The organism is Streptomyces sp. LaBMicrA B280, from assembly GCF_049222185.1.
Lineage (GTDB): Bacteria > Actinomycetota > Actinomycetes > Streptomycetales > Streptomycetaceae > Streptomyces > Streptomyces murinus.
In genome coordinates this window covers 16,634-40,063 of sequence record NZ_JBMJCT010000032.1, presented here as the reverse complement: position 1 = coordinate 40,063, position 23,430 = coordinate 16,634, and the positions used below count along the sequence as shown (strand labels likewise).

The following is a 23,430-nucleotide window of genomic DNA, read 5'->3' as shown; positions in this document are numbered from 1 at the left end:
CCGGTCCCGGTCCAGGTCCCGGTCCCGCCTCGGTTTCCTCCCGCAGGGACTCGTCAGACAGCGGGGCCGGGCACGGCGTCCCGAAACCGCTGAAGCAGCTCGAGGGCCGGAGGGCTGTCCGGGTCGAACGTGTGGATGCCGGTGAACTCGCCGGGTACGCCGGGTCCCCACAGCCGGGCGCCATGGCACTGGAAGCAGAAGGCGATCTGGAAGAGCGGTCCGGCGGCGCCATGAGCACGGACACCCCAGCCCGGATGGAAACAGCGGTACAGCTCGCTGTCCGGCATGGAGCCGATCAATGCCAGGGTCTCGCCGACCTGAGCCGCCTCCCAGATCGCGACCTCGTCACCGACCAGGTCCTCGGCGCTGTAATGCCGTAGCGGGTCGGTGATGCGGACGACTTCGATCAGCTCGGTCTTCTCATGAACGGGCGGAAGCATCATGAGCCAAGGATGACCGATCGCCGACGCCGGAACGGCTCGTGGACGACAATGATCAGACACCACTGGTCATAGCGAGGGAGCCCGCGTGCCCGAAGCCGCTCGGAACGGACTGATCATCTTCCTGAACGGGACGTCGAGTTCAGGCAAGTCCAGCATCGCCGGGGAGCTGCTGGAGGTGCTGGAGGAGCCGAGCTTCCATCTGCCGGTGGACGCCTTCCACGCGATGCGAACGCGCCGGGAGGTCGACCCGGAAGAGCTGCCCGCCATCCTGAGGCGCACCTGGATGGGCTTCCACCGCGCGGTCGCCGGCATGGCCGCGGCCGGCAACAACGTCGTGGTCGACCATGTGCTCAGCGAGGAATGGCGCCTGCTGGACTGCCTGGAGCTCTTCACCGCCAAGGATGTCGTCCTCGTCGGCGTGCGCTGCTCGCCGGCGGAACTCCACCGGCGTGAACAGGCACGCGGCGACCGCCCGGAAGGCCTGGCGGCACGGCAGTTCGAACTCGTCCACGCGCACGGCCTGTACGACATCGAATGCGACACCACCTCGACGAGCCCCCTGGACTGCGCCCGCCGGATCAGCGCCTTCCTGCCCCGACGTCCGACCCCGACGGCCTTCGAGCAACTCCGCGCGAAACTGCGCCCCGACCTGGCGTCCCCCGCTCCAGAGGCCGTCGGGCTGATCTGACCTCGCCGTCGGGACGCGGTGCTGTGCCGGATCGGCGTCACGGCCGTGCGCGCGCCGCGGTGTTCGGTCCGGCGAGTCACTCGACCCGTGCCGCGACGGCTCGGGCGCACTCCATCGCCTCCGTGTGCGTGGTGTCGACTTCCAGGTCGTACGTCACGCCTCGGTGGACCATCTCCGCCTGGGCGGCCGCCATCCCCACCGTCCGGTCACCGCGGGCGAGTTCACGGCCCGCCGCCACCGCGGCATCGCACCGGACACCCACCCACAGCACTCCCAGCCCGTCCAGGGCCTTTTGCCACCGGCGCTGTGAGTACGGCCCGCCGAGGAAGACCTCGTCGACGACGACCCGCGCGCCCGCACGGGCCATCGCGGCGATTCCCTCGATCCAGGCCGCTTCCAGTGCCCGGAACCCGGGCCCGACGCTGACCTGTCCGTCCGCGGCCAACTCGATCCCGCCGTCCGAGGCTCGCAGGGACGCGGGCAGCGCCTCCACCATGGTGTCCGTCCCGAGCGCCAGCCATGGATCGGGCAGGATCGCCTGGAGGCACCGGACGATACCGGACTTCCCCGAGCTGGAACCGCCGTTGACCACGATCACCTGAGTCATCACCGCGCCACAGTAGAGGCGTCCGGACGACACGGGAAAGGTGTTTCCGGCGAGCTTCGGCGGGCGCTGTCGGCTTACCGGCTGTTGCGGAGAGGGCAGGATTTGAACCTGCGTGGGCCCCTAGGGGCCCGACCATGAGGCGTGGCTCGGTGGTCCCCGATAAGCCGCTCCGGGCACCTCTCCCTGTTCCCGGCTCCGGGCGGCGCCCCGAACCGTTCACAGGAAAGAGAGTGACACGGCCCGCTGACGGGCGCCTGACGCGGCCCTGACCGGCATGCCTCCGACCGCGCGTGCCGTCCGCGCGGGTCTACGACCGCCCACGCACGCCGTCGAGAAGCCTCAGCTCCTCCGGGGTGAACTGCGGCCCCTCCAGCTGCGGGCGAAGGGGGCCGACCAGAGCGGAGAGCAGCACGCCGGGCCGGACCAGGGACGTGGGAGGAGCCTGCAAGGTCAGTACGTCGGTCAGCGCCGTGGCGGTGCGGAAGGAGCCGGTCGCGGTGAGGGAGAGACGGTTGACATAGCGCTGCAGCAGCCGGTCGGCGAAGCGCGGGTTCTTGCCGGTGGTCGTGGAGAAGTGGATGTCCTGCCCGACGGTCAGCGCCCACGCCGCCTCCACCGGCCGCGCGATCGCCCGCTGGGCGCGCCGCGACAACCCCGGGACCAGGCCGCCGCGGGCCAGCTCGCGCAGCGCCAGCGCGCCTTGCGCGATCACCGAAAGGCCCTGCCCGTACATGGGGTTGAAGGCCGCGACCGAGTCGCCCAGCGCCACCAGCCCCTCGGGCCAGGCCCTCAGCCGCTCGTAGTAGTGGCGCCGGTTGGCCGTGCTGTGCGTGATGCTGACATCGGTGAGCGGCTCGGCGCGTTCGAGGAGGTCGGCGATGATCGGATGCCGCAGGGTGCGCGCGAACGGCTCGAAGGCGTCCGCGTCCCGGGTGGGCTGCCCGCCGGGGGCACCCATCAGGCTGACGTGCCAGCGGTCGCCCTCGATGGGCAGGATGCCGCCGGCACTGGCGGGCCCGGGCAGCCGCGGGTCGGCGTTCACGCTGACCACCGGCCAGCCGCGGGTGGGGACGGGAGCGCGGTACATACGGCTGGCGTAGACGAGACCGGAGTCGACGCGGTCCTCGGCGAGCCCGCCGATCCCCAGCTCCGCGAGCCACTGGGGCATCCGGGAGGCCCGGCCGGACGCGTCGATCACCAGATCGGCACGCACTTCGGACTCGCGTCCGCCCCCCGCCTCCCTCTCACCCTCGCCCGAGGTCCGGACGCGCACTCCGGTGACCCGGCGCCCGTCGCCGAGCAGCCCGATCGCCCTGGACCGCGTACGGACGCTGACATGAGGTTCTTTGAGCACCTGCTCCCTGATGACATGGTCCGTCAGGTCCCGGCTCGCGGTCATCAGCCGGTGCGTGGCGCGCTGCCAGCGCCGATACCAGCCCTCGGGGGAGTAGATGATCATATTGGTGGTCACCGGAATGCGATGCGCCCCCGAGGCCGCCAACTGGTCGATCACGCCGGGCAGCAGCTCCTCCAGCGCGTCCACGCCACCGGACTGGAGGAGATGGATATGAACGGCCTGAGGGACGCCGACGCGCGGCTCGGGCCCGCCGGGAAGATCGTGGGACTCGATGATCTCCACCGATCCGACCTGGTCCTTGACGGCGGCCGCGGCGAGCATTCCGGCCATACTGCCCCCGATGACGACGACGCGGGCGGGGCTGTGCCGAACGGCTTCACTCATGGTCGGCTGCTTTCTGCGGGGAAACGGTGGTCTGCGGGGAAGTCTTGGACGACGGAAGAGGACCACGACGGTGCGTACGGCCAGGCTGTACGCGGCGACACACCAGCGGGCGGCGCGCCGGGTAAGTGCCGGGGCGCCGGGCGCCAGTGGATGATCGGCAGGAGGCTCGCGCCGGAGTACGCGGTGAGCGCCGCGTGGACGGCCAGGGCCGCGCGATTCGTGCTGCCGGTGGCCCGGTCGAGCGCGGCGACGGACCGCGGCGCGGGCCACAGCCCGTCGGCGGTCACCGGCGGGAAGGCGGGCGCGCTCACCGGTCGCCCTCGTGACCGTCGAGCTCCAGCAGGGCCTTCAGCGTCGCGTCGAGCACGTTCCAGCGCTCCTCCGGCAGTTCCCGTGCCTGCCGCAGCACGAGGCCGCGCACCCCGTCGCGTCCCGGCGAGGCCGACGGTACGACCGCCCGCGGAGACCCCCGACTGCCGGGAAATGGCGCCCGCGAGATCCGACATCCGCTGACCCGTGCGGGCCGGCCGGTCGTCCGCGAGCGCCTTGATCCGCGACCGTACCCGCTCGTTGACCGTCTCGGTGGGTGGCCGCCCACCCCGCAGCAGTGTGCCTACGACGTCCTCCGCCAACGCGGTCCTGACCGCCAGCCTTCCTGCGTCGAGGAACTCCGACCGTTCGAGGCCCTCCTGCCGGATCAGCGCGGCAAGACGCCGAAGGGTCTCGGGCAGCGGCGTCGACTCCACCGATGTGCTCCCAGAGCTCGCGGGACTGCTGCAATGCTCATGGCACCCTATGCGCACCTGACACGGGTTCAATGATCGTTTATTGGCCAAAGAACGATCGCTGACGACGGTCACGCCATTCGCCGCCGTGCCGTTGTCCTCGGCGGGCCTCACGCTCACCGGCGCGCGCATGCGGGAGAAGCCTGACCAGGGCGAGTCCGACAGAATGAGGTCTTCGACCGGCGAGGGAGGGCCCTGGGATGGGTTATGAAGTGCAGGCGGTGATCGCGGGGGACGAGTTGCTCCGTGCCGCGTCGAGGGACGTTCCCGGCGCCAGGGTGGCCTCTCTTCGCCAGGGCCTGGCGCTGATGCCGATGACGGACGAGGTCTTCGACGCGGTCACGGACGGCGGTACCGAGGGAGCCCTCGGCTTCTGGCGGCTGCCGGGGGGATTCGAGAAGCGGCTCGCTCAGTGGTCCGCCGCGGGCCCGGTGGCCTATGTGGAGGCCGAGTACTTCGGCGGAGCCGGTGAGCAACGCGCCGCGGCCTGGGCCGACGGGGAATTGGTTCTGGGACCGCTGGACGCTCCGACGAGGAGATGGTTCTCCCGGTCGGTCAGCCCGATCTCGGGGGCGCTGCGGCGACTCGGCGCGAGGAGGAGTCCGGGCGAGGACGAGTTCGACGCCGTGGGGCTGGGCCGCCATCGGAACAACGACGACTGGATCGGTGGGCCGCAGAGCGAGACGTGACGCCGAACTCCGGTGCTGCCAACCGCCGTTCAGCGGATACCCGCTGGACGGCCGCCCGCCCGCGGTCGCGGATCCCCGGGAAGAGATCGGCCGGTGCGGGCGATCGTGGCCATGTCGTCCGCGCGCACCCCGTGGCGGCGCGGCTCGACACGGCGGGCGAACCGGACCGCGTCCGGCGTGGCCGCCGCGCCTCGCAGCCCCTGAGGGCGGGCCCCCCGGGCTTGGATATTTCTTGGGCCGCCGTACGCCCTTCATCGCGGTCTTTTACAGGTCATGCCGGCATGCCATTACCTGTGAGGTAATCGCGGGGCTCGGCCGGGCACGGCACAGTCGAGGCATCGGGTTCCGGGCCGGCGCACTCCGGCCCGGAATCCGAGCGCCGCTCCGCCATCAGCGCCCGCGCCTCCTCCGGCAGACATGGCGCGTCGAGCCCGCCCGCCCCGGCCCCCGGGACCAGCGCCTCGGCCACGGCGTCCGCGCTCGGTCGTCGGTCCGGATCGGGGTGCAGGCAGGACCGGACCACCGCCGCGAGGTCACTGGACAGTCCGGCGAGTTCGGGGGTGCCGGCCCGGATGGCGGCGACCACGGCGGGCGTGCCCCACCCCCACGGGCTCCTGCCAAGTGCGAGGCGGGCGAGGAGGGTGCCGAGGGAGAACACATCGCTTGCCGGTGTGAACGTCCGCTGTTCGCGCAGCTGCTCCGGAGAGGCGTACGCGTAGGTGCCGACGAAGCCGCGCCGTGGCTCGGTGAGCCGCTCGATCTGGGCGATGCCGAAGTCGATGACGCGGGGGCCGTCCTCGGTGAGCAGTACGTTGGCCGGCTTGAGATCGAGGTGCACGATGCCCTCGGCGTGGATGGCACCGAGCGCGAGGGCGATGCCCGCACCCAGCGCCCGCACCAGGCCCGGCTCCAACGGCCCGCAACGGTCGGCGAGTTCCTGCAACGAAGGGGCGGACACGTACGGCACCGCCATCCACGGGACCGGCCCTTCGGTGTCCGCGGCGATCACCGGCACGGTGAACCGTCCGCCGACCCGCAGCGCCGCCCGCACCTCATGGGCGAACCCCCGCTTGATCGGGGGCGCCGCCGCGAGATGCGCGTGCAGCGTCTTGACCGCGACCATCAGTCCGTCGGGGTCCTGGCACAGATAGACCCGGCCGAAGCCGCCCTCGCCGACACACTCCAGCACCTCGTACGTGCCGAGGACCGGCGTCTCGTCCGCACCGGCGGGCCGTCGCGCCCGCTCGATCTCCCGCCAGGTCCCGATCGCCGCCGCCTGCGGGTGCAGGGCGATCCTGTCGGCCGTGGCCCCGGTGGGCCCGCGCTGTGGCGCCTCCCGTTCGGCCGACTCGGGACGCCCGTCCGGCACCAGGACGACACGTGCCGCCGTCGGCTCGCCGTCCGCGAAGACGTATGCGTCGATCCGCACGTTCTCCTCGCCCAGCCGGGACACATAGACGCCCGGCAGCCTCAACCGCTCGCACACAAGGGCCTCTTCGGGCGTCGGGCGCAGATCGTCACGGGCGAAGCAGAGGGCCGTCGCGTCGTACCCCCGCCGGGACAGATTCCCCAGTACGGCCGTCCATTGCTCGACGGTCCAGCGGCGCCAACTGAGGTCGTCCGCACCGGCGTTCACCACTTTCAGCCGGGTCGAGTCAGCCGCGCCGGGCTCGCGCGCCAGTACCGCGCAGAGCGTCTCCGGTGCGCCCTGGGCGCTCTCGCCGAGCAGCGTCGCGGTGCGCTGTGCGATACGGAGCACCGCGTGCCGGGCCATCCGGGCCAGCTCGTCGCGCTGACCGCGGAGGATGTCGTACTCCCGTGATCCCGGTCCCCGGCCCTGGAGTTCCATGCAGGCGAGGACCTTGCCGAAGGCGTCGACGGCCTTCGCGTAGTCCCCCGCCGTCACCGCGGCCCGCGCCCGGGCGACGAGCGCGGAGAGCGTGTCGGGACTGCCCGCCCCGTGCAGCTGCTCGCAACGGGCGGCGATCTGTTCGTACATCCGGGCCGCGCGCCGGAGGTCTCCCGCGGCCTCGATCGCGGCGGCCGTCGCGCGGAGGTCCTGGAGCCCGTCCTGGCCGCCCTCGTTGCCGAAGGGCAGGCTGCCGGCGACCTCGGCGTAGCGCTGACGTGCGATGTTGACGAGCTGGTGGTCGGGTCCGAACTCCTCCTGGGCGGTCTTCAGCAGGCGGGAGAACGCGCGCAGCGCGGCCGCGTTGTCACCGGACTTCTGCTGCCAGTAGCCCACATCGCACAGCAGGGTGAGCGCCGCCTCGGTGCGGTTCTCCCGCTCGGCGATCCTGCGCATCGCCTCGTACCGTCGTACGGCCTCCTCGGGCCGCCCCGACCGGCCGTGCCAGTGGGCCAGTTGATGCCGGGCCAGCTCGGTGTCCCGATGGCGCGGGCCCTGACCCTGCTCCCGATCGGCCAGCAATTGGGTGAACTGCCGTACGGCGGCCTCCGGTTGCCCCGATTCGCCGGTCCAGTGGGCCAGTTGGTGCCGTAACGCCCATGTGTCGGTGTCCCGGGGCCCCAGGTCGCGTTCCGCCTGCGCGACCAGGGCCGTGTACCGCGCGGCGGCCTCACTCGCATCGCCTTGTCGGCCGATCAGCTCGGCCGTCCTGCTGCCCTCCCGCAGGGCCCCGGCCGGCTTCTCGCGAGGACCGGCGCCGGGATCCCCTGTCCCCTCGCGCCGTCTGCCGAACCATCCCACCGAGCCACCCCCAACACCGTGCCGGACGTCTGTCGAGGGGTCAGTATGCGCTACCCAATCGTTTGCGCCAATCGTTTGGGCAACGATGTGCGCGGGGTTCTGGCGCACCGGTTCGGGGGTGTGAGCGGAGTGGGGCTACGGCGGCATGCTCATCGCAGGTCAGGACCGACCGGCGTGCCCGTGGAGGCCCGTGCCATGAGTTCCGGGGTGAGCGTCTCCGAGGCGACGGGTTCGTCCGCGATGCGGCGGAGCAGCAGCCGTACGGCCCGTCGGCCCTGTTCGGCCATGGGGGAGTGGACGCTGGTGAGCGGGACGGGCAGTTCGGCGGCGAGGGGGGTGTCGTTGAACCCGGCCAGGGCGAGGTGTTCGCCCAGCCGCAGACCCAGGTCACGGGCGGCGCCCATGGCGCCGATCGCCGCGAGGTCGTTGACGGCGAAGACGGCGCTGGGCCGGTCGGCGTCCTTCAGCAGTTCGAGGGCGGCCCGGCGGCCGCCCGCCGTGTCGAAGGAGCAGTGCCGTACCCGGTGGGCGGGCACGGGCAGACCGGCCTCGCGGTAGCGGTCGGTGAAGCCGGTGGTGCGGTCGGTGCCGGTGCTGGCGAAGGGCTCACCGGCGACGACGGCCACCCGGCGGTGCCCCAGGGACAGGAAGTGCTCGGCCATCAGCCGGCCGCCCTGGTAGTCGTCGCAAGTGACCGCCGGATGGCCGGAGTCGGCGCGGCGGTTGACGAGCACGAAGGGCGTCGAGCCCAGGGCCGGGTCGGCCAGCGCGGCTCCGTCCAGGTGCGCGTCGCCGATGATGACGCCGTCGACCCGGCGGCCCAGGACCATGGCGATGCGTTCGCGCTGGGTCGCGAGGTCGTCGCGGGTGTTGGTGACGAACGTGGACAGCCCTCGGGTGGTCGCCTCCTCCTCCACGCCCTCGTAGATGGTGGCCACCACGATCTCCGACAGCCGGGGGAAGAGCACACCGATGAGATTGCTGCGCCGGGTGCGCAGGCTGGTGGCGTGCGGGTTGGGGCGGTAGCCGAGTTCGTCGGCCAGATCGCGGATGCGTCGTACCGTCCCGGCGGACGCGGCGCGGCCCTGTTCCCCGGTGGGACCGTTGAGGACGCGGGACACCGTCGAGACATGCAGCCCGAGCCGTTCCGCGATTCCGCGCAGTGTGACCGGACCGCCGTCGCCTGCCATACCCGACTCCCACCTCGCCGTTTTCGAACCGGACCCATTCTCTCCGACGGTGGGGGCCGGGGAACGGGGTGGGCGACGGGTGGTGAAGAGCAGCGTGCCCCGGGCGGTGGGGCACGTGGCGGAGAGGGCAGGGTTTGAACCTGCGTGGGCCCCGGGGGGCCCGACCTCGAGTCGTGCTCGCTGGTCCCCGATAGGCCACTCCGGGCACCTCTCCTCGTTCCTGGCGGCGGGTGTACCTCCCGTCCGCCGTTCACAGGAATGAGAGTGGCAGAGGGTGCTGACGCGGTGCTGACACCCGCTGCCGGGGCGGGAGTTCAGGCCTCGGCGAGGAGGGGGTCGTAAGGGGTGGAGAGCTGACGGCCGGACATGAAGGACAGGAAGTCCCGGACGAAGGCACCGCGGCTGTAGACGGTGGTGTCATCGGTTGCATCAGTTGCTTCGCCGGTTGCTTCGCCGGTTGCTTCGCCGGCGGTGTCGCGGTGGAACGCGGTGCGGAACAGGGCGCGGTACTCGGCCTCGTCGATGCGCTGATCGCCGTCCCTGTCGGCGGCGTCGAAGAGGACCTCGGCGGTCCTGATCAGCGCGGGCCCGGCCAGGGAGGGCACGGCCGCCGCGTACTCCTCGGCGCTGACACGGCCGTCGCCGTCGGTGTCGAGGGCGCTCTGGAGCTCGCGCCACCAGTCGGCGAAGGCGTCGTAGAGCCGGGTCTCCGAAGGCTCGTCCAGATCGAGGCGGCCGCACAACTCCCGTGCCATGGCGGCGAGATCGGGCCAGGTGAGGTATCCGTCGCCGGTCTGGTCGAGCACGGCACGGAAGAACTCCTCCGCGCTGCGCTGTCCCGACGGCGTCGCGGGGGCGGGTGGGTAGGACGTGGGGGTGATGAGGCGGAGCAGGGCGCCGGCCCGCCGCATCCGCTCGTGCAGGGCCGCGACGGTCCGTGCCCGGGGGTCGTCGCTGCCGGGGGAGAGGGCCAGCAGGTCGGTGATGTTCTGGGCCCGTAGCCAGCCCTCGGGCAGGAAGCGGGCCAGGTCGACGGTCAGGTAGGCGCCCTGCATCAGGGCTCCCGCGCCGAGCAGCTCCGGCAGACCGGCCCGGCGCCGGAAGGATTCCGGGAGGGAGGCCACCGTGATCGCTCCGAGGGCAGGGCCGACCACGGCCCGGCCGAGCGCCCACAGGGTGGGAAGGCCATGAAACAGCGGGGGAGCGGGGAGATGGTCGAAGAGCTTGTAGAGGATGATCCGCATCGCCTCCGTGTTCTCCAGCTCCTCCTCCACCATCCGGTCGTAGTAGGTCCAGAACTCGGTGAGACTGGACGGCAGTTGACCTGTCTCGTCGCCGAAGGCCGCGTGATACGCGCGGAATTCGCCGTACAGCCGCTCCACGGCGCTCGGCGACAGCGGTCGGCCGCTCAACCGGCACATGGTGACGGCACTTTCGAACAGCGTCGCGACCACCCAGGCCCGTACACCGGGGTCCATCGCGTCGTACGGCCGGTCGTTCGCGTCCCTTCCCGTCAGCCGGGTGTGCAGGCGATTGAGGCGCGCGGCCTCCTTTTCGCGCACCTGCTCGTCGGCGCCGAACATGCGCTGGAGGCTCAGGAAGGTGTTGCGCAGCCGCCGCCAAGGGTGGGTGGTGAAGGTCGAGTTGTCGATCAGCGCGGCGCCGATCTGCGGGTGCGCGGCCTCCAGCACCGTGGCCCGGACCATGGCGAAGGCCCAGCGTGGGTCGTCGAAGAGCTGGTGGAACTGCGATCCCGGACCGAACAGGGGTGGTTGCGCGGTGTCGTCGGCTGCGTGGCTCACGGTCACGGCTCTCCGTTCTGCTTGGGCGGCAGGCCGCCGAAACGGCGCCGGCGCTGCTGGTAGGTGTGCAGGCAGTCGAGGAAGTGCGGTGCGCGGAAGTCAGGCCACAGGGCCGGGTGGAAGACCCATTCGGCGTAGGCGACCTGCCAGAGCATGAAGTTGGAGATCCGCTGCTCTCCCGAGGTTCGGATGACCAGGTCGACGTCCGGTGTGTCGGGGAACGGCAGATGCGCGGCGAAACTCTCCTCGGTGACGGCCTCGGCCGGCACCCCGCTGCGGATCAGCGACCGTGCCGCCGCCACGATGTCCCGGCGTCCGCCGTGATCGAAGGCGATGGTCAGGGTCATGCCCCTGTTCCTGCCGGTGAGGGTCGTCAGGTCGGCGAAGTCCTGGGCCAGCGCCGGGGGGATCCGCGGATGCGTCACGCCGAGGAAGCGGCAGCGGATTCCCCGCGCCTGCAACAGCGGGGCGTGCTTGCGCACCGCGCGCCGTACCAGCTGCATGAGGAAGGCGACTTCGGTATCGGGCCGACGCCAGTTCTCGGTCGAGAACGCGTACAGGCTCAGCCACTCCACCCCGGCCGACCGCGCCACCTCGATGACGTCGATCACCGTACGCTCCGCGGCCAGGTGACCTGCCGTACGCGGCAACGAACGCCGCGCCGCCCACCGGCCGTTCCCGTCCATCACGCACGCGACGTGCCGAGGAACCGGGCGCTTGCCTGAACCCTCGGGCAAGGAGCCTGAGCCCCCGGGCGAGGAGCCGGAACCCTCGGGCGAGGAGCCTGAACCCTCGGGCAAGGAGCCGGAACCCTCGGGCGAGGAGCCCGAGCCCTCGACGGCCGACTGAGACGCCATGTCTTCCCCCCACCACGCGCGACGACGACCGCCCACCACCCTGGGGTCCGCCCGCACCCGCCCCGACGTGTGCGTATGAGCCGATCACCCGATGGCAGAGTGCCACCCCGCGACCAGGTGCCGCGGGGTGGCAGGGGGAGATTCACCCTTGATGCAGACGTTCGAGCCGGGTTCGGCCGGTGCACGACCGGAGGTGAAGCCCGCCGCTCTCCCCGGGCGGCGGCGAAGCCTCGGTGAGAGACATCGCCTCCGCGCTGGGCGGGCGCGGGCTCAGGACGACGGGTGGACCACCATCGCCGACCCGCCGTCACGCCGCTTCGGCTCGGCGACCGCCGTGACCCTCCCGCGGGAGCCGAACTCCAGCGCGGCGACGGCGCCTATCTCCGGGGACGGGGTGAAGGCCGGGGGCGCGAGGACGAAGTGCTGGCCGAGCGCTTCGAGCGCGGGGCGGTCCGGCGAGTCGAGGAAGGCGGGCTCGGCCTCCGTCACGGCACCGTTGCGCTGCGAGATGCGCGGCGCGGCGACCGCCTCCGGCAGGGGCATCCCGAGGTCGAGACGGTTGACGAGGGTCTGGAGCACGGTGGTGATGATGGTCGCGCCGCCCGGCGAGCCCACGGCGATCAGGGGCCTGCCGCCGCGCAGCACGATCGTCGGCGCCATGCTGCTGCGCGGCCGCTTGCCCGCACCCGGCAGATTCGGGTCGGGCACCCCCGCCTGCAAGGGCGTGAAGTCGAAGTCCGTGAGCTCGTTGTTGAGCAGGAACCCCCGGCCGGGAACGGTGATCGCCGAGCCGCCGGTCTGCTCGATCGTCAGCGTGTACGACACGACGTTGCCCCAGCGGTCGGAGACCACCAGGTGGGTCGTGGACCGCCCCTCGTACGGTTCGGGGGCCCCGGTGCCCGGATCGCCGCAGCCCGTCGGGTCGCGCGGGTCGCCCGGGGCGACGGGGCTGGTCAGCGCGGTGGTGGGCCGGATCAGACAGGCGCGGTCCTTGGCGTACTCCTTCGCCAGCAGCTCCCGGCTGGGAACGTCGTAGAACGCGGGGTCGCCCACCCAACGGTTGCGGTCCGCGAACGCGATCCGGCTGGCCTCCAGATAGTCGTGCAGCGCCCGCACCTTGTCGGCCGGCGACAGATGCAGGTTCTCCAGGATGTTCAGCGCCTCCCCGACCGTGGTGCCGCCGGAGGAGGACGGTGCCATGGAGTAGACGTCCAGCCCGTGGTACGTCGTACGGGTCGGGGCGCGCAGGATCGCCCGGTAGGCGGCGAGGTCCGAACGCTCCATGAGGCCGCGGCGGACCGTGCGCGTGGAACCCGGGGCCACCGGCGGGTTCTGGACGGTGCGCACCACGTCCCGGCCGATCTCCCCGAGATACATGGCGTCCATGCCCGTACGCGCCAAGTCCCGGTAGGTCCGGGCGAGTTCGGGGTTGCGGAACAGGGTGCCGGCGACCGGCAGCCGGCCGTTCGGCAGGAACAGCCGGGCGGTCGGGGTGAAGTCGCGGAAGCGGCTTTCGTTCATCTCGGTCTGGGCGCGGAACTGCTCGCTCACGACGAACCCGTCGTCCGCGATCCGGACCGCCGGCCGCATGGCCTCGGCCAGGGAGATGGTGCCCCAGGTGTCCAGGGCCTTCCGCCAGGTCGCCGGAGTACCCGGAACGCCCACGGACAGACCGGAGTTGACCGCGTCGTCGAACGGGATCGCCTTGCCGGTGGCCGGGTCGGTGAAGGAGTCGGACCGCATGCGCGCCGGTCCGGTCTCCCGGCCGTCGATGGTGTGGACGGTGCGGGTGCGGGCGTCGTAGTGGACGAAGTAGCCGCCGCCTCCGACACCGCAGGAGTAGGGCTCGACGACACCGAGCGCGGCGGCGGTGGCGACTGCGGCGTCGACGGCGTTGCCGCCGCGGCGCAGAACGTCGATGCCGACCTGGGTGGCATACGGGTTGACGCTGGCGACCGCACCGCCGTCGCCGACGGCGACCGCCTGCTTGGCGGGCGGCTGGAGGCGCGGAGACGTCTTCTCCGGGGCGGCGGGGGACGCGGCGGCGGTGTGGGGGAGCAGGGGGAGAGTGAGCAGCGCTGTCGAAGCGGCGGTCACCACGGTACGGCGGGTGGTCACGAAACCTCCGATTTCACCCCTCCGCGGAGGGGGTCGCCGACGGGAGCGGGGTGCGCGAAACCCTTGCAGCCGACCGTGGGGCGGGCAACCGCGTGGATCAAGGTTTGCGGAAGATCTGAGGTTTCCCGGCGGTAGGGTCCGGAGGCGGGCGAGGGGCCAACACCGCAGGTTAAAGGGCCTGTTGCCGGCCCCGTCCGGAAGAAGTCGGCGGCGGAGCCGTCAGTCGTGTCCGAGGGTGCTCTCGCGGCGCACCAGCGTGTAGCCCGCGTGGATCCGGCGGGCCCGCTGCCGTGGGGCGCCGTCGAGTTGGGAGAGCACCGACTCGACCGCCATCCTGGCGATGGAGGCCTTGTCGGGGGAGACCGAGGTGAGGGTGACGGCGCCGAAGCGGCCCTCCACCACATCGTCGAACCCGACGACCGCGACGTCCTCGGGGACGCGCAGCCCGCGTTCGGACAGCACGCGCAGGGCGCCGATGGCGATGAGGTCGTTGTAGGCGAACACCGCGTCCGGACGGTGGCCCGCGTCCAGCAGACGCGCCATGGCCGCCGCCCCGTCGGCGTGCCCCCAGCCGTCGGTGGCGGCCACCAGCCGGTCGTCGGCCACGAGGCCCGCCGCGTCCAGCTCCTCGCGCCAGCCGCGCAACCGCAGATGGGCGGGCTGGCTGCGGCCGCGCCGGGCGCCCAGGAAAGCGATGTCCCGCCGCCCCAGGGAGATCAGATGGCGCACCGCCTCGCGGGCGGCGGCGACATTGTCGATGGAGATGTGGTCATAGGGCAGGTCGTACTCGCGCTCGCCGAGCAGGACGAGCGGGACAGGCGCCCGCTCGCGCAGATCGTCCGCCTCCAGCTCGATGGGACTGAGGATCAGTCCGTCGATCACCCGGCTGCGAAAACCCTGGCTGACCAGGGTCTCCTGATCGCGGCGGCCGCCCGTGTGGTCGAGCAGCACGGTGTAGTCGTGCTCCGCCGCGGCGTCGACGACCTCGGCGGCCAACTCGGCGAAGTAGGGGTTGCCCAGCTCGGGCAGGGCCAGCGCGACTATCCCGGTCCTGCCCTTGCGCAGATGCCGTGCGGTGAGGTTGGGGCGGTAGCCGAGTTCGTCGATGGACTTCTGTACGCGCGCCCGCATCGCGGGGGTGACATGCGGTTGGTCGTTCACCACGTTGGACACGGTCTTGATGGAGACACCCGCGTGCGACGCGACGTCCTTGAGGCTCACCCGCACGACGTTCCTCCCCGTCCGGGCAGGGGCCCCGGCCCGACGAACCTTTCCAGGCCCGGCGACCGGACCGAACCCGGCGCTCCGCAAGGGCCGACGCCGGATTTCCAACGTTATACGGGTCCCCGCTCCGTCCTGGCAAGCCCGGTCACCGGCGGGAGACGGGGAAGGGGGTGCGGGAACCACGGCAGGCTCCCGCACCCCTGGAACGCGGCGTGTCACAGAGTGACTTGACGACGCATCAACTCAACTTAAACTTCTGCGCCGCGGATCCGTTGCAGTCCCAGATCTGGAGCCGGGTGCCGTTGGCGGTCGCGCCGCTGGGGGAGTCGAGGCAGCGGCCGGACTGGGGGTTGAGGAGTGATCCGTCCGCCTGCTGCACCCACTTCTGTCCGCCGGCGCCATCGCAGTCCCACAATTCGACCTGGGTGCCGTTCGCGGTGCCGTTCCCGTTGATGTCGAGGCAGCGGCCGAGGGTGCGCAGCGAGCCGTCGGCGTGGTGGTACCAGTGCTGGTCGACGGCCCAGGACTGGCAGTCCCACAGCTGTACGGCCGTACCGTCGCCGCCGCTGTCATCGGCGGCGACGTCCACGCACTTCGACCCCGTGCCGAGGACCGGCGCACCGCCGTTGACGGAGAACTTCTGCGCGGCGGCGCCGTTGCAGTCCCAGATCTGCAGGCGGGTGCCGTTGGCGGTCGCGCCGCTGGGGGAGTCGAGGCAGCGGCCGGACTGGGGGTTGAGGAGTGATCCGTCCGCCTGCTGCACCCACTTCTGTCCGCCGACGCCGTCGCAGTCCCACAGCTCGACCTTGGCGCCGTTGCCCGTGCCGTTGCCCTCGATGTCCAGGCACCGGCCGATCGTGCTGAGGGAGCCGTCGGCGTTGTGCTGCCAGTGCTGGTCCTCGGCCCAGTTCTGGCAGTCCCACAGCTGTACGGCCGTGCCGTTGGTGCCGGTGTCGTCCGCGGCGACGTCCACGCACTTGCCGCCGGGCCCGGTGATCGTGCCCTGGGGCCCGTTGGGCACGTCCGTCTCACCGGAGTAGCCGACGGAGACCACGTTCGACTGGACGGCGTTCTCGGCCGCGTCGGTCGGGTAGCCGGCGACCATCACGCCCTCGAAGAAGGTCCCCCGGTTCCAGTTGCTGTTGTCACCGCCCGTGCCCAGGATGATGCCGCCCTCCTGGTGCATGGGCCGGTATCCGGCGCGGGTGGGCAGACCGCCGTCCCACCACGTACTCAGCGCGCCCGACTGGGAGTTGCCCCCCTTCAGCGCGTACTTGGTCTGCCCGTCGTTCTTCAACACGGCGGTGACGAAGGGGCTGTTGTTGCCCCGGTTGGCGGTGTTGGAGCCGTTGTCGCCCTGGAACATGCCGTTCTCCATGTCGGCCTCGATCCACGGCCCCGACCCGGTGCACGGCGCGAAGTAGCACGTGGTGGCGATGGACACGGCGTCCATGTGGCCGTTGCCGGTGTCGGCCGGGGTGCTCTCCGCGTTGCCGTAGTCGAAGCAGCAGTCGGAGCCGACGTGCGTCCCGCTGGCCACCATGTAGGCGCCCTCGGGCTGCCCGTTGACCGCGACGCCGGAGGCCACCCCGGTGTAGCGGTAGCCGACGCCCGGCGAGATCCAGATGCCGTACACCTTGTGCCCGCCCGCCGTCACCGCGATCTCACTCGCGTCCGCGCCGCGGTCGGCGCCCATGCCCGAGGTGCCGGCCGGGCCCGGGGTCAGGTCGTTGTGCCGCGAGGTCTGGTCGTAGACCTTGGTGATCCGGCAGGTGGTGTTCCGGCAGAACGTGTCCTGCTGCGCCGCGTCGGCGTATCCGCCCGCGGACAGCAGCCCGATGTCCGCGCGGGCCCCGTCCGAGGCCCGCGTGACCTGGTACAGAGGGCCGTTGTACGACGACAGCAGGGCGCGCGTCGTGCTGTGCGCGGCGACACAGGGGGTGCCGGCCGCGCCGTAGATGTCGCACGGCAGTGAGCCCGCCGCCTGCGAGACGCCCGGCAGGGCGATCAGGGCCCCGAGGACGAGCCCGATCGCCGCGACGGCGGACAGCAGATGCCGCAGGGGACGGAGGAACGCCCACCGCGCGGACCGGCGGAGACCGCCCGCCGCGGTGGATTTTTCTCTGCGCATGGTGTGCTCCCGGTGCTGGGGGAGAGGGGGGAATGGAGCTCGACCTGCCGAGGCGGCGGCAGGCGCACTCGGCTCGGCGCGTTCACTGCGCCGGGCTCTACCAACGTTGTAAACGGGATCCGCCACATGACAGCACAGCCTCCGCGGGGGCGTCCATCCCCGTGCGTGAATCCGGCCGGACACCCGGCCGTGATGCCGGAGAGGATCGTAAATCCGCTGTTCACAAGGGAGTTGGCGGCGCTGGTGCCCTGGTCACCGAGGAGTTCGGGTGCCCGGGAGTCCTCGCCGAGCCCTCTTTCGCGCGAACGGAAGGCCATGCTCGAAGAGTTGCGTACCGCGGGTTGACATCGGGTTTGACGTTCCCTCAATGTCTACAACGTTGAAAAGCCCGCCTGTCGTACCACCCTCCGCGATCGAGGGTCCAGGTGGCCTCGTCTCTTCAGCCCCGCCCCTTCGTTGCATCGTTGAGGATGTGATCGGCGCGTGAACGTCTCCCCCCGAGCCAAGGCTCTTACCGCCGCGGTACTCACCGCCGGTCTGTGTCTGGCCGCCACCGGATGCACCAAGTCGGACTCCTCCTCCGACGGCGACGTGCACGCCTCGGCGGCCTCGAACAACGACTCGGCCGCTTCCCAGCAGGTCGCCTCCCCCTCGGCGGCGGGCCCCGGCTGCACCTACAAGACCTACGGCGGCGGCGTTCCCCCGCTGGACATCACCGATGGCAAGACGATCGTCGGCTTCTCCCAGTCGGAGTCGACCAGCAACCCCTTCCGGGCCACCGAGACCAAGAGCATCGAGCAGCAGGCCAAGAAGCTCGGCGTCAAGCTCATCGAGCGCAACGCCAACGCCGATGTCAACACCCAGAACTCGCAGATCGAGGACATGATCGCGCAGGGTGCCAAGGTCCTGATCGTCGCGCCGGAGAACTCCGACGGGCTCGGCCCCGCCCTGGCCAAGGCCAAGTCCGCCAAGGTCCCCGTGCTCACCATCGACCGTACCGTCGGCGGCACCGCCTGCACGGATTTCATGGCCTTCATCGGCTCGGACTTCTACCACCAGGCACAGCTCGCGGCCGACGACCTCGCCGGCGCCACCGGGGTCGGCGACGCCCATGTCGCCATCCTCACCGGTACCCCCGGAAACAACGTCACCACCGACCGGACCAAGGGCTTCGAGGACCGGGCCAGGGCGAAGTACCCGAAGATGAAGGTCGTCGCCTCCCAGACCGGCAACTTCGCCCAGACCGACGGTCAGAAGGTGATGGAGCAACTGCTCCAGTCCCACGCGGACATCAACGCCGTCTACGCCGAGAACGACGAGATGGCGCTCGGCGCGATCCAGGCCATCAGGTCCGCGGGCAAGACGCCGGGCAAGGACGTCAAGGTCGTCTCCATCGACGGCATCGAGCAGGCCGTCAAGAACGTCGGTGCCGGGCAGATGGTCTCCGACATCGAGACCAACCCGCGCTTCGGCCCGCTCGCCTTCCAGGCGCTCCAGGACTTCTACGGCACCACGGGCGTACAGCCCAAGGTGATCATCAAGGACGGCCACTTCACCGCCGGCAACGCCAAGCAGGCCCTCGACCAGGGCCTCGTCTACTGAGCCACGGCCCGCATGAGGAGGATGACGTTGGTCCAGCAGGGCCGGACACCGCACAGCGACTGGATCCTCGAAGTCGCCGAGGTGGACAAGAGCTTCGCGGGCGTCCACGCCCTGCGCGGGGTGGACTTCCGCCTGCGCCCCGGTGAGGTGCACGCGCTCATCGGCGAGAACGGCGCCGGAAAGTCCACGCTGATCAAGGTGATGACCGGCGTGTACCGGCCCGACGCGGGGCGGGTCCGCCTCGCGGGCGAGGACCGCGCCTTCCGCAACCCCCTGGAGGCGCAGACGGCCGGCATCTCCACCATCTACCAGGAGGTGAACCTCGTCCCGCTGATGTCGGTGGCCCGCAATCTGTGCCTGGGCCGCGAACCGCGCCGCTTCGGCCTGGTCGATGTGCGGGCCGTCAACCGCATCGCCCGCGAGACGCTGAGGCGCTACGGCGTCGACGTGGACGTCACCCGCCCGCTCGGCAGCCTCGGTCTCGGCGCCCAGCAGATGGTGGCCCTGGCCCGCGCGGTGCGGACCGACGCCCGCGTGGTCGTGATGGACGAACCGACCTCCTCGCTGGAACCCCGCGAGGTCGAGACCCTCTTCTCGGTGATCCGCGGCCTGCGGAGCCAGGGCATCGCCGTCGTCTACGTCAGCCACCGCCTCGACGAGTTGTACGAGATCTGCGACCGCGTCACCGTGCTGCGCGACGGCGCGGTCGTGCACACCGGCGACATGGCCGGGCTGGAACGGCTGAAGCTCATCTCGCTGATGCTCGGCCGCGAGATGTCCACCGTGCGGGCCAAGGGCGCCACGGCGTTCGGTACCGGCGAGCACGGCCAGCACGGCCAGCACGGTCAGCGGGACGGGCACGGCGTAGATGGCGGGGACGGCGGGCGCGAGGCCGCTCCGGTGCTGCGCGCCACCGGCCTGACGGTCCGCCACCAGCTCCACGGCGTCGGCCTCGACATCCACCACGGGGAGGTCGTCGGGCTCGGCGGGCTGCTCGGCGCCGGACGCAGCGAGACCGCCAAGGCCATCACCGGCGCCCTCGCCACCGACGGCGGCAGCGTCGAGGTGGACGGCGTCCCCCTCACCCGCCGGAGCCCGGCCGCCGCCATCAGGGCCGGCGTCGTGATGCTCGCCGAGGACCGCAAGGCCGAGGGCATCCTGCCCAACCTCTCCGTCCGGGAGAACATCTCCCTGGCCCTGCTGCCCCGGCTCGCCCGCGCCGGAGTGGTCTCGCCGTCCCGGCAGGACGACGTCGTGCGCTTCTTCATGGAGCGCCTGCGCATCAAGGCGTCCGGCCCCGACCAGAAGGTCAGCGACCTGTCCGGCGGCAACCAGCAGAAGGTGCTGCTGGCCCGCTGGCTGTGCCTGGACCCCAAGGTGCTGCTCCTGGACGAGCCCACCCGGGGCATCGACGTGGGCGCCAAGGCCGAGGTGCAGGCGCTCATCGACGAACTCGCCGAACAGGGACTCGGCGTGCTGCTGATCTCCTCGGACCTGGAGGAACTGATCGAGGGCTCGGACCGGCTCGTCGTCCTCAAGGACGGCCGGGCGGTCGGCCACCTCCGGGGCGCGGACATCACCGAGCGGACCGTGCTGGACACGCTCGCCTCCGCGCCGTCCCCCGAAGATCCGGACAGTCCGTCTTCCGAAGATCCGGACGGCCCGTGCCCCGAAGAGCCGGTCGGCCCGTCTTCCGAGGATCCGGACGGCGACGCCCCCGCCGCGCCCCCCGGCGACAACCCGCCGCAGGCCCAAGGCCGCCCGAGCGCCCCGGCCGTGACGAAGGAGGAGCCCCGATGACCCCCACGGCCTGGGCCGCCCCCGGCCCGCCGGAGCGGGCCCGGCTGATCCGGCTGCTGCGGTCGTACGGCGTCTACACCGCGCTGCTCGTCCTGTTCGTCGTGGCCGCAGCCCTGGACAGCTCGTTCCTCTCCGCGGGCAACGTCCGCATCCAGCTCTTCCAGGTCGCCCCCACCCTGATCGTCGCCCTCGGCATGGCCCTGGTCATCGGCACGGAGGGCGTCGACCTCTCGGTCGGCGCCGTCATCGCGCTCGCCGCCTCGGTCGTCCCCCTCTACCTCGGCTACGGCGCGCCGCTCGCGGTGCTGATCGCCCTGGTCTGCGGCGCGGTCTCGGGCGCGGTCGGCGGCACCATGGTCGCGCTCGCCCGCGTCCAGCCGATCGTCGCCACCCTCTCCCTGATGATCGGGCTGCGGGGCGTCGCCGAGCTGATCAACGGCAACTCCGCCAAGCCGGTCACCGACTCCGGGCTGCTGGGCCTCGGTTCGGACGGGTTCGCCGGTGTCCCCGTCATGGCGTGGCTCGCGGGGGCGTGCGCCGTGCTGACCGCGCTGCTGGTACGCCGGACCACCTTCGGCCGGCAACTGGTGGCCATCGGCGACAACCGCCGGGCGAGCAAGCTGGCCGGTCTGCCGGTGCGCCGGGTGCTCGTCACCGTCTACGTCCTGTCCGGTGTCCTCGCGGCCCTCGCCGGCGCGCTGATCGTCGGGCACGGCGCCGAGGCGGACCCCGCCAACCAGGGCCTCAACATGGAGCTGAACGCCATCACCGCCGTCGTGGTCGGCGGCACCCCGCTCACCGGCGGCCGGATCCGGGTCCTCGGCACCGTGGCCGGCGCGCTGTTCATGCAGCTCATCACCGCCGTCCTCACCCAGCACAACGTGCACACGTCCTACACCCAACTCGTGGAGGCCGTCATCATCTGCTTCGCGGTCTACGCCTCACAGGAGCGAGGTACCCGATGACCCCCTCCGCGCTGCGGCCCGCCGCGGTGTCGCCGCGCCCGGCGTCCGACGCCGCGCAGCCGGGCGCCGTGCGCGAACGCCTGGCCTCCCACCTCCAGCGCCGGGGCGCACTGGCCGTGCTGGTGCTGATGGTGGCCCTCGCCTCCGCGACCTCGTCCACCTTCCCCACCTGGTCCAACATCTCCAGCATCCTCGGCAACAACGCCTTCGTGTGGCTGCTCGCCCTGGGCATGACCTTCGTCATCCTCACCGGCGGCATCGACCTGTCCGTCGGATCCGTGTACGCGCTCGGCGGGGTGCTCGGCGCCTACGGCGCGCACACCGGCGGCACCTGGCTCGCCCTCGTCCTGCCCCTGGCGGTCGGCGCGCTCTGGGGCACCGCACAGGGACTGCTCGTCGCCCGTGCCCGCATGGCGCCCTTCATCGTCACCCTCGCCGGACTGCTCGGCGCCCGCGGACTGCTCCAGGCGCTGACGAACGAGGGGGCCACCACCTATCTCGTCCCCGCCGACTCCGCCTTCCGCCGCCTGGGCGACGGCACCTGGATGCCGGTCCTCCTCGTGGCGGCCCTGTTCGGGATCGGCGCGCTGCTGCTCACCCGCACCCGGTTCGGCGCCACGGTCACCGCGCTGGGCGGCAACGAGAACGCCGCCACGCTCATGGGGCTCCCCGTGGTCCGTACCAAGGTCCTCGTCCACGTCCTGTCCGCCACCCTGGCCGCGACCGCCGGCGCGCTCGGCAGCGCCCGCCTCGGTTCCGGCGTCACCACCATCGGCGTCGGCTACGAACTCACCGCCATCGCCTCGGTGGTGATCGGCGGCACGCTCCTGACCGGCGGCAGCGGGTCCATCGGCGGCACGGCGAGCGGCGTCCTGGTGCTGGCCGTCATCCACAACCTGATCGACCACTACTTCTCCCAGTACGGCTCCGCGTTCACCGACACGGTCAACGGCGCGTTCCTGGCCGTCGTGGTCCTCGCCCAGACCCTGCTCAGCCGCACCCGGCAGCCGGACTGACGCCGCCGCCCTACCGAAGGAGTCCCGTGGGCGTCAGCCTGAAGGACGTCGCACAGCGCGCCGGGGTTTCCGTCAAGACTGTGTCGAACGTCGTGAACAACTATGTCCATGTCTCCCCACGCACCCGGGCCCGGGTGCAGCGGGCCATCGACGAACTCGGCTACCGGCCCAACCTGGTCGCCCGCCATCTGCGCAACGGCCGTACCGGCATCATCGCGCTGGCCGTCCCCGAGCTGGGCAACCCGTACTTCTCGGAGCTGGCCGGAGCCGTCATCGACGCGGCCGCCCGGCACGACTACACCGTGCTGCTCGACCACACGGCGGGGCTGCGGGAGAAGGAGATCCTCGTCTGCCAGGGTTTTCGCGCGCAGATCATCGACGGCCTCATCCTCAGCCCGATCCGGATGGCGACGGAAGACCTGCTCTGCCGCTCGGACACCTCGCCCCTGGTGCTCCTCGGGGAGCGCGAGTACGACGCCCCCTTCGACCACATCGCCATCGACAACGTGGCGGCGGCACGCGCCGCGGTGCAGCACCTCCTCGACACCGGCCGCCGCCGCGTGGCCTTCCTCGGCGCCCGCCACGAGAGCGCGCGGGAACCCGCGCATCTGCGGCTGCGCGGCTGGCGCGAGGCACACACCGCCGCCGGGCTGAGGCCACCCGAACCCCTGGTCATGGCCACCGACGGCTACGACCGCCAGGACGGCGCCGTGGCCATGGCCGCCCTCCTGGACCGCGGCGAACGGCCGGACGCCGTCTTCGCCTTCAACGACCTCGTCGCCCTCGGCGCCATGCGGGTCCTGGCCCGACGCGGACTGCGCGTCCCCCAGGACATCGCGATCGCCGGCTTCGACGACATCGAGGAGGCCCGCTACGCGGCCGTCGCCCTGACCACCATCGCCCCCGACAAGCGCGCCATCGCCCAGATCGCCGTCGACTGCGTCGTGGAACGCATCGCCGCCCGCACCGCACCGGTGCCACGCCGCATCCTGCCGGGCTTCGAACTCGTGGTGCGGGAGTCGACGGTGGAGCGGCGCGGCTGAGCCGGGCGCGGTGCCGGTA

General features: G+C 71.7%; 18 protein-coding genes and 2 pseudogenes. 8 read left to right on the top strand and 12 right to left on the bottom strand.

Features of this window, described 5'->3' with window-relative positions; all coding sequences use genetic code 11:
* Positions 1–53: 53 nt before the first annotated feature.
* A complete protein-coding gene (locus ACLF5H_RS24880) occupies positions 54–443 on the bottom strand; it encodes a hypothetical protein (protein WP_421678249.1) in 390 nt (129 codons plus the stop codon).
* 85 nt (positions 444–528) lie between these two features.
* Here ACLF5H_RS24880 and ACLF5H_RS24875 point away from each other — a divergent pair, with 85 nt between their 5' ends.
* On the top strand, positions 529–1,131 hold the full coding sequence (locus tag ACLF5H_RS24875) for a chloramphenicol phosphotransferase CPT family protein (protein WP_421678248.1): 603 nt from the start codon (positions 529–531) through the stop codon (positions 1,129–1,131).
* A 76-nt stretch (positions 1,132–1,207) separates the two neighbouring features.
* On the opposite strand, the gene cpt is transcribed toward ACLF5H_RS24875, so the two are convergent.
* From cpt to ACLF5H_RS24860, 3 genes and pseudogenes are all read right to left on the bottom strand, one after another.
* Positions 1,208–1,738, bottom strand: coding sequence for a chloramphenicol phosphotransferase CPT (cpt, locus tag ACLF5H_RS24870; protein WP_421678264.1), 531 nt, complete (start codon positions 1,736–1,738; stop codon positions 1,208–1,210).
* Between the two features lie 87 nt (positions 1,739–1,825).
* Positions 1,826–1,921 (bottom strand): annotated as a pseudogene (locus ACLF5H_RS24865).
* Between the two features lie 124 nt (positions 1,922–2,045).
* Complete coding sequence (locus tag ACLF5H_RS24860; protein WP_421678247.1) at positions 2,046–3,479, bottom strand: NAD(P)/FAD-dependent oxidoreductase; 1,434 nt, start codon at positions 3,477–3,479, stop codon at positions 2,046–2,048.
* A 985-nt stretch (positions 3,480–4,464) separates the two neighbouring features.
* On the opposite strand from ACLF5H_RS24860, the gene ACLF5H_RS24855 reads away from it, so the two are divergent.
* The gene (locus ACLF5H_RS24855) at positions 4,465–4,953 is read left to right on the top strand and encodes a hypothetical protein (protein ID WP_421678246.1); all 489 of its coding nucleotides are present in this window, start codon (positions 4,465–4,467) and stop codon (positions 4,951–4,953) included.
* 271 nt (positions 4,954–5,224) lie between these two features.
* Here the strand turns inward: ACLF5H_RS24855 and ACLF5H_RS24850 are convergent, their stop codons facing one another.
* The 5 genes and pseudogenes from ACLF5H_RS24850 to uppS form a co-directional block, all read right to left on the bottom strand.
* On the bottom strand, positions 5,225–7,663 hold the full coding sequence (locus tag ACLF5H_RS24850; protein WP_421678245.1) for a protein kinase domain-containing protein: 2,439 nt from the start codon (positions 7,661–7,663) through the stop codon (positions 5,225–5,227).
* Between the two features lie 149 nt (positions 7,664–7,812).
* Positions 7,813–8,853 (bottom strand): LacI family DNA-binding transcriptional regulator, encoded by a 1,041-nt coding sequence (locus ACLF5H_RS24845; protein WP_421678244.1) that lies wholly within the window; start codon positions 8,851–8,853, stop codon positions 7,813–7,815.
* A 116-nt stretch (positions 8,854–8,969) separates the two neighbouring features.
* A pseudogene (locus tag ACLF5H_RS24840) lies at positions 8,970–9,067 on the bottom strand.
* Between the two features lie 100 nt (positions 9,068–9,167).
* Positions 9,168–10,661, bottom strand: a complete 1,494-nt coding sequence (locus ACLF5H_RS24835; protein WP_421678243.1) for an oxygenase MpaB family protein — start codon at positions 10,659–10,661, stop codon at positions 9,168–9,170.
* A complete protein-coding gene (uppS, locus tag ACLF5H_RS24830) occupies positions 10,658–11,392 on the bottom strand; it encodes a polyprenyl diphosphate synthase (protein WP_421678263.1) in 735 nt (244 codons plus the stop codon). The genes ACLF5H_RS24835 and uppS overlap by 4 nt, the downstream gene beginning before the upstream one ends.
* Here uppS and ACLF5H_RS24825 point away from each other — a divergent pair.
* A complete protein-coding gene (locus ACLF5H_RS24825) occupies positions 11,373–11,504 on the top strand; it encodes a hypothetical protein (protein ID WP_421678267.1) in 132 nt (43 codons plus the stop codon). The genes uppS and ACLF5H_RS24825 overlap by 20 nt on opposite strands.
* Before the next feature lie 278 nt (positions 11,505–11,782).
* Here ACLF5H_RS24825 and ggt read toward each other — a convergent pair whose 3' ends face one another.
* The 3 genes from ggt to ACLF5H_RS24810 all read right to left on the bottom strand — a co-directional run bounded on the left by ggt (position 11,783) and on the right by ACLF5H_RS24810 (position 16,985).
* Entirely contained in the window at positions 11,783–13,630 is a 1,848-nt protein-coding gene (gene ggt / locus ACLF5H_RS24820) for a gamma-glutamyltransferase (protein WP_421678242.1), read from the bottom strand.
* A gap of 219 nt (positions 13,631–13,849) precedes the next feature.
* Positions 13,850–14,857: a LacI family DNA-binding transcriptional regulator gene (locus tag ACLF5H_RS24815; protein WP_421678241.1), complete on the bottom strand. Its 1,008-nt coding sequence runs from the start codon at positions 14,855–14,857 to the stop codon at positions 13,850–13,852.
* A 235-nt stretch (positions 14,858–15,092) separates the two neighbouring features.
* Positions 15,093–16,985, bottom strand: coding sequence for an arabinofuranosidase catalytic domain-containing protein (locus tag ACLF5H_RS24810; RefSeq protein WP_421678240.1), 1,893 nt, complete (start codon positions 16,983–16,985; stop codon positions 15,093–15,095).
* 483 nt (positions 16,986–17,468) lie between these two features.
* On the opposite strand from ACLF5H_RS24810, the gene ACLF5H_RS24805 reads away from it, so the two are divergent.
* The 5 genes from ACLF5H_RS24805 to ACLF5H_RS24785 are packed head-to-tail and all read left to right on the top strand — an operon-like array spanning position 17,469 to position 23,411.
* Positions 17,469–18,587, top strand: coding sequence for an ABC transporter substrate-binding protein (locus ACLF5H_RS24805; RefSeq protein ID WP_421678239.1), 1,119 nt, complete (start codon positions 17,469–17,471; stop codon positions 18,585–18,587).
* 21 nt (positions 18,588–18,608) lie between these two features.
* Entirely contained in the window at positions 18,609–20,387 is a 1,779-nt protein-coding gene (locus ACLF5H_RS24800) for an ATP-binding cassette domain-containing protein (protein ID WP_421678238.1), read from the top strand.
* Positions 20,384–21,352, top strand: coding sequence for an ABC transporter permease (locus ACLF5H_RS24795; protein ID WP_421678237.1), 969 nt, complete (start codon positions 20,384–20,386; stop codon positions 21,350–21,352). The genes ACLF5H_RS24800 and ACLF5H_RS24795 overlap by 4 nt, the downstream gene beginning before the upstream one ends.
* Positions 21,349–22,368, top strand: coding sequence for an ABC transporter permease (locus tag ACLF5H_RS24790; protein ID WP_421678236.1), 1,020 nt, complete (start codon positions 21,349–21,351; stop codon positions 22,366–22,368). Before ACLF5H_RS24795 ends, ACLF5H_RS24790 begins: the two co-directional genes overlap by 4 nt.
* A gap of 26 nt (positions 22,369–22,394) precedes the next feature.
* On the top strand, positions 22,395–23,411 hold the full coding sequence (locus ACLF5H_RS24785; protein ID WP_421678235.1) for a LacI family DNA-binding transcriptional regulator: 1,017 nt from the start codon (positions 22,395–22,397) through the stop codon (positions 23,409–23,411).
* Positions 23,412–23,430 lie beyond the last annotated feature (19 nt).

What these genes read in the sequence shown, in the direction of transcription:
- ACLF5H_RS24800 (WP_421678238.1), top strand. Translation starts at nt 18,609, where the DNA reads ATGACGTTGGTCCAGCAGGGCCGGACACCGCACAGCGACTGGATCCTC.
- cpt (WP_421678264.1), bottom strand. Translation starts at nt 1,738, where the DNA reads ATGACTCAGGTGATCGTGGTCAACGGCGGTTCCAGCTCGGGGAAGTCC.
- ACLF5H_RS24845 (WP_421678244.1), bottom strand. Translation starts at nt 8,853, where the DNA reads ATGGCAGGCGACGGCGGTCCGGTCACACTGCGCGGAATCGCGGAACGG.
- ACLF5H_RS24810 (WP_421678240.1), bottom strand. Translation starts at nt 16,985, where the DNA reads ATGCGCAGAGAAAAATCCACCGCGGCGGGCGGTCTCCGCCGGTCCGCG.
- ACLF5H_RS24860 (WP_421678247.1), bottom strand. Translation starts at nt 3,479, where the DNA reads ATGAGTGAAGCCGTTCGGCACAGCCCCGCCCGCGTCGTCGTCATCGGG.
- ACLF5H_RS24855 (WP_421678246.1), top strand. Translation starts at nt 4,465, where the DNA reads ATGGGTTATGAAGTGCAGGCGGTGATCGCGGGGGACGAGTTGCTCCGT.
- ACLF5H_RS24790 (WP_421678236.1), top strand. Translation starts at nt 21,349, where the DNA reads ATGACCCCCTCCGCGCTGCGGCCCGCCGCGGTGTCGCCGCGCCCGGCG.
- ACLF5H_RS24880 (WP_421678249.1), bottom strand. Translation starts at nt 443, where the DNA reads ATGATGCTTCCGCCCGTTCATGAGAAGACCGAGCTGATCGAAGTCGTC.
- ACLF5H_RS24795 (WP_421678237.1), top strand. Translation starts at nt 20,384, where the DNA reads ATGACCCCCACGGCCTGGGCCGCCCCCGGCCCGCCGGAGCGGGCCCGG.